12 protein-coding genes are annotated in these 14862 nt (G+C 42.5%); 2 read left to right on the top strand and 10 right to left on the bottom strand.

All coding sequences use genetic code 11. The features are described from left to right. Positions 1-121: 121 nt before the first annotated feature. The 8 genes from folD to F7D20_RS08485 all read right to left on the bottom strand — a co-directional run bounded on the left by folD (position 122) and on the right by F7D20_RS08485 (position 8910). Positions 122-1000: a bifunctional methylenetetrahydrofolate dehydrogenase/methenyltetrahydrofolate cyclohydrolase FolD gene (gene folD, locus F7D20_RS08450; protein ID WP_158463663.1), complete on the bottom strand. Its 879-nt coding sequence runs from the start codon at positions 998-1000 to the stop codon at positions 122-124. 35 nt (positions 1001-1035) lie between these two features. Beyond that, positions 1036-2397, bottom strand: coding sequence for a signal recognition particle protein (ffh, locus tag F7D20_RS08455; protein ID WP_158463664.1), 1362 nt, complete (start codon positions 2395-2397; stop codon positions 1036-1038). A gap of 88 nt (positions 2398-2485) precedes the next feature. Beyond that, a complete protein-coding gene (locus F7D20_RS08460; RefSeq protein WP_158463665.1) occupies positions 2486-3277 on the bottom strand; it encodes a hypothetical protein in 792 nt (263 codons plus the stop codon). A gap of 133 nt (positions 3278-3410) precedes the next feature. Then, on the bottom strand, positions 3411-4829 hold the full coding sequence (locus F7D20_RS08465; RefSeq protein WP_158463666.1) for an NAD(P)-dependent oxidoreductase: 1419 nt from the start codon (positions 4827-4829) through the stop codon (positions 3411-3413). Positions 4830-5095: 266 nt separating this feature from the next. Then, positions 5096-5245 carry a hypothetical protein gene (locus F7D20_RS08470; RefSeq protein WP_158463667.1) on the bottom strand — a complete coding sequence of 50 codons (150 nt, stop codon included), beginning with the start codon at positions 5243-5245 and terminating at the stop codon, positions 5096-5098. A 618-nt stretch (positions 5246-5863) separates the two neighbouring features. After that, positions 5864-6196: a hypothetical protein gene (locus tag F7D20_RS08475; RefSeq protein WP_228114145.1), complete on the bottom strand. Its 333-nt coding sequence runs from the start codon at positions 6194-6196 to the stop codon at positions 5864-5866. 225 nt (positions 6197-6421) lie between these two features. Next, the gene (locus F7D20_RS08480) at positions 6422-6652 is read right to left on the bottom strand and encodes a cysteine peptidase family C39 domain-containing protein (RefSeq protein ID WP_158463669.1); all 231 of its coding nucleotides are present in this window, start codon (positions 6650-6652) and stop codon (positions 6422-6424) included. A 2-nt stretch (positions 6653-6654) separates the two neighbouring features. Continuing rightward, on the bottom strand, positions 6655-8910 hold the full coding sequence (locus F7D20_RS08485; RefSeq protein WP_158463670.1) for a TonB-dependent receptor: 2256 nt from the start codon (positions 8908-8910) through the stop codon (positions 6655-6657). A 348-nt stretch (positions 8911-9258) separates the two neighbouring features. Between F7D20_RS08485 and F7D20_RS08490 the strand changes: the two genes are divergently transcribed. Continuing rightward, on the top strand, positions 9259-11007 hold the full coding sequence (locus tag F7D20_RS08490) for a hypothetical protein (RefSeq protein ID WP_158463671.1): 1749 nt from the start codon (positions 9259-9261) through the stop codon (positions 11005-11007). A gap of 277 nt (positions 11008-11284) precedes the next feature. Next, a complete protein-coding gene (locus F7D20_RS08495; RefSeq protein ID WP_158463672.1) occupies positions 11285-12625 on the top strand; it encodes an ATP-binding protein in 1341 nt (446 codons plus the stop codon). A gap of 326 nt (positions 12626-12951) precedes the next feature. On the opposite strand, the gene F7D20_RS08500 is transcribed toward F7D20_RS08495, so the two are convergent. Both F7D20_RS08500 and F7D20_RS08505 read right to left on the bottom strand, forming a co-directional pair. Continuing rightward, on the bottom strand, positions 12952-13746 hold the full coding sequence (locus tag F7D20_RS08500; protein ID WP_158463673.1) for a prephenate dehydrogenase: 795 nt from the start codon (positions 13744-13746) through the stop codon (positions 12952-12954). Between the two features lie 33 nt (positions 13747-13779). Further along, positions 13780-14847, bottom strand: a complete 1068-nt coding sequence (locus F7D20_RS08505) for a bifunctional 3-deoxy-7-phosphoheptulonate synthase/chorismate mutase type II (RefSeq protein ID WP_158463674.1) — start codon at positions 14845-14847, stop codon at positions 13780-13782. Positions 14848-14862 lie beyond the last annotated feature (15 nt).

Consider the following 14862-nt stretch of genomic DNA (forward strand, 5'->3'; position numbering starts at 1 on the left):
ACCTGCGACTGGAGTTAAACCAGTTAGGTTAGTGTCATGCCCGACACACAAAAAAAGACCGAGTGCATCACTACACTCGGCCTCCAACAAATTAGAGAGTTATAAAAAATCAAGTATATTGCTACTTGTAGAATTCCTTCTTTCCTGCAGCCAATGTATTCTTCATCAGCGAGCAGATGGTCATAGGACCTACACCACCAGGAACAGGGGTGATATAAGAGCAACGCTCTGCAACCTCGTCAAATTTGACATCACCATTCAGACGGAAGCCACTCTTACGGGTAGCATCAGGCACGCGGGTTGTACCAACATCTATCACCACAGCTCCCTCTTTCACCATATCGGCTGTAACGAAGTTGGGCTTTCCGATAGCTGCAATGATGATGTCCGCCTCACGGCATTCCTCTTTCAGGTTGGCAGAGTGAGAATGGCAAACCGTTACGGTAGCATCACCCCACTGTTTCTGCATCATGAGTTGCGCCATAGGCTTGCCCACGATGTTGCTTCTGCCAAGCACTACACACTTCTTGCCACTGGTAGGAATATGATAATGCTGCAACAGGGTAAGAATACCCAACGGAGTGGCAGAGATGAAACAAGGCAGACCTATAGCCATGCGACCTACATTGATGGGATGAAAACCGTCCACATCCTTGCGATAATCAATGGCCATGATGATTTTCTGCTCGTCAATATGGGCAGGAAGAGGCAGTTGCACGATGAAGCCATCTACATCTTCATCCTTGTTCAGCTTGTCCACACAGGCCAACAACTCTTCCTCGGTCACGTCGTCCTCGTAACGAATAAGGGTCGACTTGAATCCACACTTTTCACAGGCAAGCACCTTATTCTTGACATAGGTCTCGCTGCCTCCGTCATGTCCTACGAGTACAGCAGCCAGGTGTGGCTGTTTTCCTCCGTTGGCAATAATTTGTGCCACCTCTTCGGCTATCTGCTCCTTAATGGCATTTGCCGTAGCCTTTCCGTCTATCAGTTGCATTTCATTCAATATTAAATAATCAATGTTATGTGTTATCACATTCCTGGCATCTTTGGCATACCGGGCATTCCCTTCATACCCTTCATGCGGCTCATCATGCCTGCCATTCCGCCACCAGTCATCATCTGCATCATCTTGCGGGTCTGGTCGAACTGCTTGATCAGCTTGTTCACCTCCTGGATATTGGTACCCGAGCCCTTGGCGATACGCTGACGACGGCTGGTATTGAGGATACCTGGGTTAGAACGCTCCTTAGGAGTCATACTCTGAATGATAGCCTCAACGCTCTTGAATGCATCATCAGGAATATCCACATCACGGATGGCCTTGCCTAAACCAGGAATCATACCAGCCAAATCCTTGATATTACCCATCTTCTTGATTTGCTGTATCTGAGCATAGAAGTCGTTGAAGTCAAACTGATTCTTGCGAATCTTCTTCTCCAGTTTCTTTGCCTCCTCAAGGTCGAACTGCTCCTGAGCACGCTCTACCAACGAAACCACGTCACCCATACCGAGAATACGGTCGGCCATACGGGCAGGGTGGAACACGTCGATAGCCTCCATCTTCTCGCCAGTACCGATAAACTTGATAGGCTTGGTCACCACAGTGCGGATACTGAGAGCAGCACCACCACGGGTATCACCATCAAGCTTGGTAAGAACCACGCCATTGAAATCAAGACGGTCGTTAAACTCCTTGGCTGTATTGACAGCATCCTGACCAGTCATCGAGTCAACTACGAAGAGAGTCTCGTCGGGACGAAGATGATTCTTTAGACCGCTGATCTCGTTCATCATCTGCTCGTCAATGGCCAGACGACCGGCAGTATCCACGATGACAACATCGTTGCCATTGGTCTTAGCCTGCTGGATGGCATGGTCGGCAATGACACAAACATCCTTGCTCTCAGGCTCACTGTATACAGGAACACCCACTTGCTCTCCTACCACCTTCAACTGGTCGATAGCAGCAGGACGATAAACGTCGCAGGCCACGAGCAATGGCTTCTTGCCCTTCTTGGTCTTGAGCATATTGGCAAGCTTTCCACTGAAGGTGGTCTTACCCGAACCCTGCAGACCACTCATCAGGATGATGGCAGGATGACCTTCGAGCTTCAGAGGAGCTTCCTCGCCTCCCATCAACTCAGCCAGCTCGTCGTGAACCAGCTTTACCATCAACTGACCAGGCTTTACAGCCGTAAGCACATTCATACCAAGTGCCTTTTCCTTCACCTTGTTGGTGAATTCCTTAGCTACCTTGAAGTTGACGTCGGCGTCGAGCAAAGCACGGCGTACGTCCTTCATGGTCTCGGCCACATTGATTTCGGTTATCTTACCCTCACCCTTCAGAATCTTGAAGGATCGTTCCAGTCTATCACTTAAATTTTCAAACATTTTAAATTCTTTTTTTATTTTGGCTGCAAAGTTACGAAAATAATTCCGAAAACCCTATATTAGTAACCAAAAAAGCACGTCAAATCTGTCACTTTAGGATACTTACCGACTGTTCTACCGACACGCGTACCTTTTTTGACGATTTTTCATCATTTACAGGAAGCGGCTCCTTCCCTTGTTCCTTGTTTTTTCCTTTACCTTGTTCCTTGCCGGGATTCTTTTCCGGCACATTGCCTTGCCCATTTCTTTCTCCTGCAGCTTTTGCCTTTTCTGCATCAGATGCAGTGGCAGGTTGCTGGCGAGGTTCTATAGGCTCCACGCTCGACTTCATCATACTGCCGTTAGCCTGATATTTTTTCCCTGTGGCCTTCTCGTAGGCAGCCACAATGGGGTCTTTGCGATCCATCTCGCCGAATATCTTTTGAGCCTCTCGAAGGTGCTTGCTGTCACGTCTGCCCCTCTTGTCAAGCATCTTGGCCAAGTCGAAGCTCGCTCCGCTGGGAGCATTTGCCCCACCTATCTCAGCCTGCCGGTGCGCATCATTCTGAATGCCCTTGATGCCAGGCATATTCTCTCCCCATACTTCCACCTCTCTGAGTTGGTGACTCTGTGGCAGCAGAAACACCGTATCGGGGAGATTCTTCAGATAGATGGTAGTCTTCAGAAAGCCCAGTTTCGTCACCGTAGCACTGTCAAACTGATACTTCATGGTCCAGTAACCTCTGTAGTCGGTACGTGCCCAATGATTGTTATCGGTATGAATCAATGCTTCACGCACAGGCACATGGTCTTCGGCATTGGCTATGACGCAGGTTTTCTGTGCCCTGACCATTGCCACAGCCCAACATACCAGCACGATCATCAATATAGTCTTCTTCATTCGTTTTATCTTATTGAACTTCTACAACTTACATAAGTTGAGTTATGCCTACAAAAGTAAATAAAAAAATAATATCTCCCAAAACCACCAATGAGTTTTGGGAGATATTAATGCGATTTAAAAGTCTATAACGTTATTCTACGTCTGTCGTTCCGCTCTTCTCGATGCGCTTTGCCTCTTCGAGCAACTTGATGGCATCGACATATTGAGCAATACCCTGAGCCACCTCCTTGGCAGCCTTCATGGCAAGCACCACGGTCTGAGGACGATGAACCACGTCGCCTCCGGCAAACACACCTCTACGGGTGGTCATACCAAAAGGACGCTCCACCACCTTGACATAACCTTTCTCGTCAACCTCGATACCTGCAGTAGTAGAGACAATACGGTTGGCAGGACGTGATCCGATGGCCAAGTAGATGCGGTCGAATTTCTCTACACGCTCACCTTCTGGAGTATTGAGTACACAGCTTCCCAGTCTTCCGTTCTTACCCTTGAGGAAAGCCTCGACAGTAGTTTTCCATTCAAACTTGACACCCTCCTTCACAGCCTCATCATACTCACTCTGTATGGCAGGCATCTCTTCCTGTGTCTTGCGATAGAGCACAGTCACATCAGCACCCAGGCGAATGGCAGTACGTGCAGCATCCATGGCCACATTTCCTCCACCTATCACACCCACCTTCTCTCCATCACGAAGAGGCACCATGTCGCGTGTCAGGGCTCCCTCGTTATAGGCATTGACATTGTGCAGGAAATAAGTACTCTGGCTCACTCCATGCAACTTGGCACCAGGTGTAGAGTCCATATTCTGAGGTACGCTGGTTCCTGTTCCCATGAAAATGGCATCGTAGCCAGCACGGAAAAGACTGTCTATAGTCACATTGTTCTCACCCACCATGCAGTTGGTGATAAACTGTACACCGAGAGCCTCTATCTTGCTCACCTCAGCACGTACCACGGCCTTGGGCAGTCGATATTCAGGAATACCATACATCAGCACACCACCAGGCTCGGCCTGTCCTTCGAAGATCGTGACATTAAAGCCCTGACGTGCCAAATCACCAGCAACAGTAAGTCCGGCAGGACCAGAACCGATGACAGCCACACGTCCACGAGTCTTCTGTGGAAGCTTCTCGCGAGAGAGATTCATCTTGGTATCGAAGTCGGCAACAAACTGCTCCAACTTGCCTATCTGTACAGGTTTTCCCTTCTTGCCCAGCACACAGTTGCCCTGGCATTGCTTCTCATGAGGACACACACGTCCACAGATAGCAGGCAGATTGCTCTTGGCATTGATGATAGACATAGCCGCACCCATGTTACCCATGGAAAGTTCATGCACAAAGTCGGGGATATCATTTCCGATAGGACATCCCTTCTTACATTGTGGCACCTTACAGTGTAAGCACCGCTTGGCTTCCTCAATAGCCTCACGTGTAGTGAAGCCCTCGTTTACCACCTGGAAACCAGCCACCTGTTCTGTAGCTACAGTTGTTTCTTCTGCTGTTGCCTGCACCTTGTTATTCTGTTGCTCAATCTGTTCACTCATAATCTAATCTTTTAATCAGTTGAAAAACAACTTTTATCAAATTGTAGTTTGCGGGTGCAAAGTTACAGCAAATCGAAGACAAAACAAAATAAAAAGTGAACTTTTTGTCGACTATTTAGCCATAAAGCATATGACTTTAACTTCTATAACTTCCCTATTTGCGAAACTTCAGTAAAGCGAAGTTAAGTAAATAAGGTATGTACATTTCCATTTCTGTATATTTTTATACACTACAAATTATATTCTTACAAGTATCAGAGCCACATTTAATATGCCACATAGTAGGTAACTATCATCATGGCTATGGCCTTGGCTATCGTAAGGTAAAACTCTATAATGGCAGAGTCATCCCAATAAGCTATTACAACAAAGCCAAAGCAATATATGATATAGGTTTTAAAAGCAAATATCATCATTTGGCAAAACCTATCCTTTTCTGATCTCTTAAATCTTTGAAACAGAAAAGCCACAACAGGTGGTATAACCAATGCATAGCCTATAAATTCCGTAATGTCATAAGCCCACAAACTTGTATTAGCCATGTGGTAATTAAAAGGATATATACAGGCGATTCTGCTACCTGCTTCAGCCGGTTGCCTACTTGCGATAATCAACAAACTTAGGTTAAGGAATAACCATATACTCCAAACCCTCCACACTAATTTTCTATTGAAAATCATATTGTTTTGCATTTTTTCGAGTTGCATTTAATGCTTATTATTCAATTAATCCTTTTATAGTAACCATGAAAACTTACCCAATTAATGATAGTCAAAAAAACTTTTTCTAACATATTCCGTAATGATAATTGAAATTAAAGATGAAAAGAAAATTATTATCAAATTTTCATGATTAAAATCAAATAAAGCATATGCAATAGTTGTAATAACAATTGCTACGAAAAGAATTGAAACAATATAAATTATTTTTTTCATGTTGATGACTTTATTATAAAACGATGGTGCAAAGATATAAAAATCAGCAATTCTGCCATCCTTATATTAACTCAACTTTCCCCATTTGTGAAAATAGAGTTATTGCTTGTGGTCTTTCTGAGAAGAATATTCATAATAGAAGTCGAGTAATTGAAACGCCAAAATAATGGTCCACAGCAGCAGGCTATCATAAACGGAATAGTATATGATAAATCCTATCAATGAAATCATCACATTATAGATACTGTCTTCGCGAGTATGCTCAAATGCCTTCATCACACTATCGGAAATCCAGCACCAAACAAAACAAACCAAAGGTATTGCCAAGGCTATGACTCCCATGCTTATAGCCAGCCATTCATGTTTGATTGCAGGAAAAATTGCAAAAATCAAGAATGCGAATTTAAGTAAATAAGGTATGTACTTTTTCATTTCTGTATATTTTTATAACACTACAAATTATATTCTTACAAGTATCAGAGCCACATTTAGTTGCCCATATTTTCTATATCAGAAATCTCTCTTATCTTGATACTGCTATGTAAGAACAGCAAAATACCAAATGACATGGCAAATTTAAACAAATTTTCCGAAAGATACAAACAAAAACCGTTTTTATTGATAGTTTTATTTAATTTCCAAGTTCCAATTGATTCTTTACCAGCTGAAATCAAGTTCATTCATGCTTGCCTTGACACAGAGAGTCTTGAGCCCCAGTTTGTTGGCTGCATCATTAATGCCTAACAAGGACACACCCTCGTTAGTAGCAAAGCACAACTTCGACAGAAAGTCAAGAGAAAACTTCCTGCCGAAATGCCTGCATATCATCTGCAGACAGGCTATGCCGCACTGCATACTGTCGTGCTGAAAAGTAATAGGAAATGACATTTTTACATATCAGGATTTCTGTCGTCAATCCTTAGCTTAGGATTTTTATAAAGAGTCCACGAAACGAGCAACCATGGCCTTAGGCTTTCACTCTTAAATCGCATCTTATTATTCATCGTATAACCAGGCATCTCTGTAATATTGGTCTGACTCTTTATTCCCCAATAATAAGGCATGGCTATGGATGCATAGAGTTGTTTGGTAATTTGCCATGCCAGTTGAACATGGGCTTCTATTGGGTTGTGATACTCTGTATGGCTGATAGCCGTGTAACTTTTGTTCTGCCAGTTGAAGGTAGAATAGAGGAAAAATTTTCCAAAATCCCAACGTACATGTCCATTGAGGTCGACATATCCCTTAGCCGATTGACCATTATATTTATCCCAGTTATACTCAGCTGAGAAAGAAGCCTTAAACGACTTGGCACGATAGGAAATATAAGAACCTACATTAGTACCAATATAGGTACCATTGTTTCGGTACGACTCTATCTGTATGTTATCCTCTGTTCTTACATACGACTCTATCATTTTGTTATACCGATTATGACTACTATATACACGAATCATAAAGTCACCTATCGACTTGTCATACTTCAAGTCGATATTTTGTATCATTACAGGTACCAGATATGGGTTTCCCTCTATCCGGTACCAAGGGTTGGTGGAAGTATTGTATGCTGTCAACTGACTGGTTTCGGGAAGGCGGTTGGTGAGATAATAACTTGCTCGTAATACTTGCTGATGAGGCAACTGCCACGTCAGGCTGGCCGAAGCTTTGGGACGCCAATGGGTAGTTTTGTCTGCATCCGTAGATATGCCCAGTAACTGCACACCAGTCGAAGCCATATAGTAGAGTTTGCCTATTCCGTTGGCATACGATGCATAGGCAAAACTGTTCAACCGTTTTGTGTGCAACTCTTCGGTAGGTGTGGCTACATAGTTATAGTCTTTATCCATGGTATACTCCATGCTGGCACCCGAAGTTATGTTTCCATATTTCTTTTCGCCGCTGTCGTAGTCGACGGACACTTTATATTGATCTCGTCTGGAGTTGTAGTCCACTATGGTGGGTACGACATTGTCAGTGTTCTTCTCCACGTTCTCCTGATTGGCATTGGAGAAACCATAGTTGTATTTGGCGTATGATGACAATATGCTGTTGTCCTTGAAGGTATGCTCGTAATAGATAGAACCTAGCATGCCACCATGTGAAGTAGTCTCCGATTGGTCGGTCTGGAATGAATTGTCTACATTCTCTGTGATATATCGACCATCAAAGTGAGCCTTGTTTCTGATATCGTTGTTGAGTCCTCTGAATATGGCGGAAAAGTAATCATTCGAGTTTGGTGTCCACTTCAGCAACAGATAGCCCTCCTGAGTATCAGTCTTTTTCTTATTTTTTCCATCTCTGTTTTTAGTAACACCCTCGTTGCTTTCATTGATTTCGTAGCTTGTCTTGTCGTGGCGCAGATAGGTAAGACCGACATATCCCGAGATAGCGAACTTTTTCTTTCCTACCTCAAAGCTACCAGCCCCAAAGCCATATCTATAGGGGATGTCATGGCGAGTGCGAAGTTCTGTGAATGAATACCAAGGCATGTCCTTGCGTAGTCGTATGTTGAGTATCTTGGAAACCCCCATTTGCAGATAACGAGCACTAACCACTTCCGACAGCTCCACCGACTCTATGCGTGAGGGGTCGATAGGTGCAATGCCCGAATTAAACAATTTGCCATCAACAAGAATAAGTGGACTGTCGCCATCGGCCGTCTGTACGGTCTGACCAGAAATATCTACTCTCAGCAAGGGTATTTCCGACAAGGCTTTAAATGGATTGCCACATTCCTTGGCGTTCTGCGAAAGAGTATATACTGTACCTGTAGCTGTGGTTTGGGGAATTTTCTTGGCAGTCACAGAAACCTCGTTAAGTTGGATGGATTGTTCGGTCATTACCAGTACAACCTTGCTTTCTTGCGTCACCTCCTTCGAAATACTTACAGGAGTGTATCCCACACAAGATGCCTGTATGTTGTAAATGCCAGCCGAAGGCACAGTAGCAGTAAAAACGCCTTTTGCGGTAATACCAAAGTCCACTATTGAGTCGCCGTACTGCACACTTACTTCAGCACGCTCAACGGCTTGTTGTTTGCTATCCTTTACAAATATCTGTAGATGAATTTGGGCAAATACACTGATATACGTCAGCAGAAGGCCAAGAGTTAACAATGAAACACGCTTACAAAAATTATTTTCCATATACTCTATCTTATCATATTAAAAACGATGGTGCAAAGATAATTTGATCTTTCTGAAAAATTATAAGGAAAAGGCTATGAAAAATTCACAAGAATTCACAAAATCCATATAAGTCGCTATAATACAAACAATTATAAAAACTTCACAAAAATCAACAAGAATAGATTTATCATAAAATTTTGAAGTAAAAAACTTCCTGAAAGAAAAATACCCACATCAATTTGCATTTTTCCGATAATTATATTATCTTTGCATAAGATAGGCTGCATCTCAACAAAGCATTTAAGCAAGCTTGATGATTCTGTCTTCGGTTTACACTATCTTTGCAGAAGATAAATATATAGAAAAATGAAAAAACTTCCGTTAGTACTTTTAGCAATTGTGTCCTTATTTGTGCTTGCTGGTTGTCATGGCGACAAGCAATATGATGACTTGTTGCAGCAAGCTGACAGCATCATGAACATAAATGATGATTCGGCAAAAGTTGCTATCAAACTATTGGATAAGGTCAAGCCGCAACTAAATGACTTTTCTAAAGCCCAACGTATGCGTTATCAGTTGCTCTATCATAAGGCGATGAATAAAGCAGACATTTCGTTTTCCTCAGATAGCATCATGAAAAATGTGGCAGCATATTACGAAAAACATGGTACATCCAATGAACGTATGCTTGCCTACTATATGCTTGGTTGTGTATATCGCGACATACACGAAGCACCCTTAGCATTAGAGTATTATAATAAAGCTACGGAACAAGCTGACACTGTCAGTCAAGACTGTGACTATTCTACACTCTATAGAATATATAGCCAAATGGGAGTTTTGTTTGAAAAACAATATTTATGTAACCAAGAATTTATTGCATATAATAAAGCTACAAAATATGCTTATATGGCTAAAGATACCCTTAACGCCTTATTATGCTATATGAATTCCTATATTGATTTAAAACAAAATGATAGTATAATAGCTCGTAACCTTCGTGCAGCAAATCTACTCCGCAAGCATGGATATAATTATTATGCAAATATGGCTTTCGGCTCAAATTACCCATATTATATCAAAAAAAATGATTACATAAAAGCAAAAGAAGCTTTTGAAGAATATAAAAAGATAAATTTTGAAGGTAATTCGAATTATAAAGATGCAAGTGCATATTTATTATATAATGAAGGAATGTATTATTTGTTTGCTAATCAGTTAGATTCTGCTCATATAAGTTTTCAAAAAAGTTATATTTACGCTCAATCTTACAGCAACAAATGTGCAGCCACAAAAGGATTGGCAAAATATTACACAAAAACAAATCATTCAGCTTTAGCTGCAAAGTATGCCTTATTGAGTTCTGAATATAATGATTCCTCACTCTATGAGTTGAGAGAATCGCAGTTGCAACAAATGCAGGCAATGTATGACTATAGCAGAAATCAAAAACTGGCTAAAGAAGCTGAATATAAGGCAAAGCAAAGACTTAATACTATATACCTTATTATTATAAGCAGTTGCTTGATTTTATTATCGGCTGTTTATATCTACAGAAAAAACATCAAGAAGAGAAACCATAAGCTATTGGTGGCTCAACGCCTATACAAAGCCAGCATTCTGAAATTGCAAACTACAAAGACTGAACTGGCTCATCTGAAAAACTTGAACGAAACAAAAATAGCGGCTCTCATCAAAGAAAAAGAGGCTGTCATAGAAAATCTCCAAAAAGAAATTAATCAATACGAAAGCATTCATTCCGGACGTAATCTTGTCGAGATAAACAAACAACTGATGGATACATTTGTGTATAAGAAACTGGCTTATATAGAATGTCATCCGCAAGAGAAAATTACTGACGAAACCTGGGATAACTTAGAAGAAACCCTTGAGGGAATGATTCCATCCTTGGCAAATATCAAATTGAAACTAAGCAAAAAGGAATATCGTATTTGCCTGCTGACAAGACTGCACTTCTCCCCCTCTGCCATCAGTTGCTTCATGCAATGCAACTTGCCCGACATTTCCATGTCGCGTAAACGTATGCTGTCGAAACTGTGTGAAAAGGACGGAAAACCCAAAGAGCTGGATGAATATATCCAACATTTGATGTAACTCAACTTTCGCAAGATACAATATTGGAAATCCAATAAAACAAGAAGAAATAATCTCCAAATGATAATAAAAAAGGGCGAGTCATCCCGCCCAAAATGTATTCACAACGGAAAAATGGCCAACATTTGGGGATTCTTCTGCTTTTTAAAAAAAAACATTTGGGGATTCTTCTTATATTTCAGTAAAAACATTTTGGGATTCTTCTGTTTTTTAACCAAAAAGATTTGGGGATTTAGGATAAATATCGTAAATTTGCACCCAATAAATAGAATAGATTATGGGAAAAGTTTTTAAGCGTAAACTATATGATAAAATGCTTAACTGGAAGCAGACCAGAGATGGTTCTACAGCACTTCTCATCAAGGGAGCACGTCGGGTAGGGAAATCCACAATAGCAGAGGAATTTGCAAAAAACGAGTATAAAAGCTATATACTCATCGACTTTGCTGATGCACCAACAGCCTTGTGGGAGGCTATTGACAACATTTCTGACCGCAATCATTTTTTCATGCAACTTCAATTTATATATGGTGTAAGATTATACGAACGTAAATCTGTAATCATTTTTGATGAGGTTCAGAAGTGTCCCCAAGCTCGTGAGGCCATTAAATATTTGGTCAAAGATCACAGATATGACTATATTGAGACAGGGTCATTGCTTTCTATCCGGAAGAACACCAAGGGAATCGTTATACCAAGTGAGGAAACACGACTTACGATGTATCCTATGGACTATGAGGAGTTTCGCTGGGCTTTGAATGACAATGTTACAATTGATATGCTTAGAGAATGTTTCAATAGCAAACGTTCTTTAGGTGATGCAACCATGAGGAAACTTCGTCGTGACTTTAGGCTGTACATGTTAGTTGGGGGCATGCCACAAGCTGTCTATACCTATTTGAAAACAAATAACTTAACAGAGGTTGATAACAAGAAGAGGGAAATCCTGGATATATATATAGATGATTTTTTGAAGATAGACCCATCTGGTAAGATATCCAAGATGTTTAGTGCAATACCCGCCCAGCTTAGTAAAAATGCCAGCCGATACCAACAAACCAGCATCTTAGGGAAAAATGAATCCTCAGAAATAATCGCCGAGTTCTTGCGCGACATGGAAGATAGCCTTACCGTAAATTTCGCTCACCACTCAAACAATCCTAATGTGGGGCTTCCTGCACATATGGACTACGCCCAGTACAAGATGTTTATGGGGGACACTGGGCTTTTTGTCACGCTGGCTTTTTGGGATAAAGATGTAACCGAGAATGTCATCTATCAGAAACTTCTTAGTGACAAGTTATCCGCTGACTTGGGCTACGTGTATGAAAATATTGTAGCTCAAATGCTTGTGGCAACAGGCAACAGGCTTTTCTACCATACATGGCGATCCAAAACATCAAACCACAATTACGAGGTTGATTTTTTACTATCACGTGGAAGCAAGCTGTGGCCGATTGAGGTAAAATCTTCTGGCTATCAGACACATAAGTCGTTGGATGAATTTTGCAAAAAATATTCGGAGCATATCAGTAACAGGTACTTAATATATACCAAGGATCTTAAAAAGGATAAAGAAACAATACTTCTACCTGTTTTCATGACCATGTTCTTGTAAAAAATATAAGTATGATGAAAGATTATACAGAATTGTGGCAACTTCAGGATTCCATAACAAAATTCACAACGGAATAATCCTTATTGTTTAACCTTAGCCCCTAATTTTAGAAGGTTTTCCTCATTCTATGCCCCTAATTTTAGAAAAGCAGTATCTTTGCATTTATTTAGGGTCTGCTGAATTAATTCAGCAGACCCTAAATAAATAGTCTTCGGCAACAAGCCAAAGGCACTCACGAAATACGATATCAAAGATACGAAACGACAGCACGTGAAACTGGAGGGATCTATTGGAATTGGTACAAAGAAGAGGCCTTCCGACTTTTTCTAATTCTTTATTTCAATATCTTCCTTTACGTTATTGCGTATCTTGGTGAGGAAAGCCTTCATGCGACCGGCATCCTTATGGTCGATGATATCGATCAGCTCGACAAGCTCCTCACGAATCTGACTCAACTGTCCTGAAGTATAGGGGTTGAAGAGAATTTCTTGCAACAGATAGTCGTCCTCGTTGAGTACGCCCTTGGCTATGTTCATGTGACGTTTGAAGGTAGTACCCGGAGCATCCTGATGCTTCATCACAGCAGCAAAAACGAAAGTGCTGGCAAAAGGAATACTCAGCGAGTAAGCCACGGTCTGGTCGTGCTCGTCGAAGGTGTACTCGTGCATGTTGAGCCCCAACTGCTGGTACAGATCCTTGAAGAATATCTTGCCCATATAGTCGCCTTCCTTGATGATGACGGCATTCTCCTCTGACAACTGATTCAGATTGGCAAAGGTAGGACCAAACATCGGGTGCGTGCTGACAAAACGGAAACCACTCTTCGTATAAAACTCGTGCAGGCCTGTCTTCACACTGGCTATATCGCTGATGATACAGTCCTTGGGCAACCAGGGCAACACCTCCTCAAAGGCAGGCAAGGTGTACTTCACCGTCACGGCATTGATGACGAGCTCGGGTTTGAACTCGGCTATCTCCTCCAACTTGGTGAAGCGCAGACAGTTGTAGGTAAAGCGCAACCGCTTGGCATCCTTCTCGTATACGGCCACCTCGTGGTCGAAGCTGAGCAGGTCGATGAAGAAACTTCCCATCTTGCCTGCTCCCATTATCAATATTCTCATATCTCTTTATAAGTAAAGAACGAAGCGTATGAATTACTTCTGGTTCAAGATTTCCATCTGCTGGCGAACACTCTCCTCGTGGATGTGCTCGAATATCTGGGCAGCAAACTCTGGACTCATGCCACAGAGTGAAGCCTGAGCACCACGCTTGTCGAGAATCTCGTTGTAGCGGTTGGTCTGCAGAATTGTCATATTGTGCTCCTTCTTGTATGTACCAATCTCACGGCACACACGCATGCGCTTTGCCAAAAGCTCCATCAACTGATTGTCCAGTTCGTCGATCTGTCCACGCAACTGATGCAGTCCCTCTGTAGAGTAGTGCTCATCGCGAACGACAAGCAGACTGAGAATGTAGTCGAGCACATCGGGAGTAACCTGCTGCTTGGCATCGCTCCATGCATCGTCAGGACTGCAGTGGCTCTCGACAATAAGACCATCAAAACCGAGATCCATAGCCTGCTGGCACAAAGGAGCTATCAAGTCGCGACGACCACCGATGTGACTGGGATCGCAGATGATAGGCAACTGTGGAATGCGACGATGCAGTTCGATAGGAATTTGCCACATTGGCAGGTTGCGGTAGATCTTCTTGTCGAAGCTTGAGAAACCACGATGGATGGCACCCAATCGCTTGATACCAGCCTGATTGATACGCTGCAAGGCTCCTATCCAAAGCTCCAGGTCGGGATTGACAGGGTTCTTGACCAACACAGGCACATCGACACCTTTCAGACTGTCAGCCAATGCCTGCATGGCGAATGGGTTGGCAGAAGTGCGGGCACCTATCCACAGCACATCGATGCCATACTTAAGAGCCAGCTCCACATGCTCGGGTGTTGCCACCTCGGTAGCTGTCAGCATGCCGGTCTCCTCCTTTACCTGCTTCATCCAGGGAAGAGCAGTCTCGCCATTTCCCTCGAAGCCTCCTGGCTTGGTACGTGGCTTCCACACACCTGCACGGAACATGTGGCATCCCTTTTCTGCCAACTGCTTGGCGGTTGTCATAACTTGTTCCTCGGTTTCGGCAGAACATGGTCCTGCTATTACGATGGGACGTTCCTGATCACTGGGAAGACGTAAAGGTTCTAATTCTAATTCCATATCTTAATCATTTAT

This window comes from Segatella copri, assembly GCF_009495355.1.
Taxonomy (GTDB): domain Bacteria; phylum Bacteroidota; class Bacteroidia; order Bacteroidales; family Bacteroidaceae; genus Prevotella.

What these genes read in the sequence shown, in the direction of transcription:
- folD (WP_158463663.1), bottom strand. Translation starts at nt 1,000, where the DNA reads ATGCAACTGATAGACGGAAAGGCTACGGCAAATGCCATTAAGGAGCAG.
- ffh (WP_158463664.1), bottom strand. Translation starts at nt 2,397, where the DNA reads ATGTTTGAAAATTTAAGTGATAGACTGGAACGATCCTTCAAGATTCTG.
- F7D20_RS08460 (WP_158463665.1), bottom strand. Translation starts at nt 3,277, where the DNA reads ATGAAGAAGACTATATTGATGATCGTGCTGGTATGTTGGGCTGTGGCA.
- F7D20_RS08465 (WP_158463666.1), bottom strand. Translation starts at nt 4,829, where the DNA reads ATGAGTGAACAGATTGAGCAACAGAATAACAAGGTGCAGGCAACAGCA.
- F7D20_RS08470 (WP_158463667.1), bottom strand. Translation starts at nt 5,245, where the DNA reads ATGATGATATTTGCTTTTAAAACCTATATCATATATTGCTTTGGCTTT.
- F7D20_RS08475 (WP_228114145.1), bottom strand. Translation starts at nt 6,196, where the DNA reads ATGAAAAAGTACATACCTTATTTACTTAAATTCGCATTCTTGATTTTT.
- F7D20_RS08480 (WP_158463669.1), bottom strand. Translation starts at nt 6,652, where the DNA reads ATGTCATTTCCTATTACTTTTCAGCACGACAGTATGCAGTGCGGCATA.
- F7D20_RS08485 (WP_158463670.1), bottom strand. Translation starts at nt 8,910, where the DNA reads ATGGAAAATAATTTTTGTAAGCGTGTTTCATTGTTAACTCTTGGCCTT.
- F7D20_RS08490 (WP_158463671.1), top strand. Translation starts at nt 9,259, where the DNA reads ATGAAAAAACTTCCGTTAGTACTTTTAGCAATTGTGTCCTTATTTGTG.
- F7D20_RS08495 (WP_158463672.1), top strand. Translation starts at nt 11,285, where the DNA reads ATGGGAAAAGTTTTTAAGCGTAAACTATATGATAAAATGCTTAACTGG.
- F7D20_RS08500 (WP_158463673.1), bottom strand. Translation starts at nt 13,746, where the DNA reads ATGAGAATATTGATAATGGGAGCAGGCAAGATGGGAAGTTTCTTCATC.
- F7D20_RS08505 (WP_158463674.1), bottom strand. Translation starts at nt 14,847, where the DNA reads ATGGAATTAGAATTAGAACCTTTACGTCTTCCCAGTGATCAGGAACGT.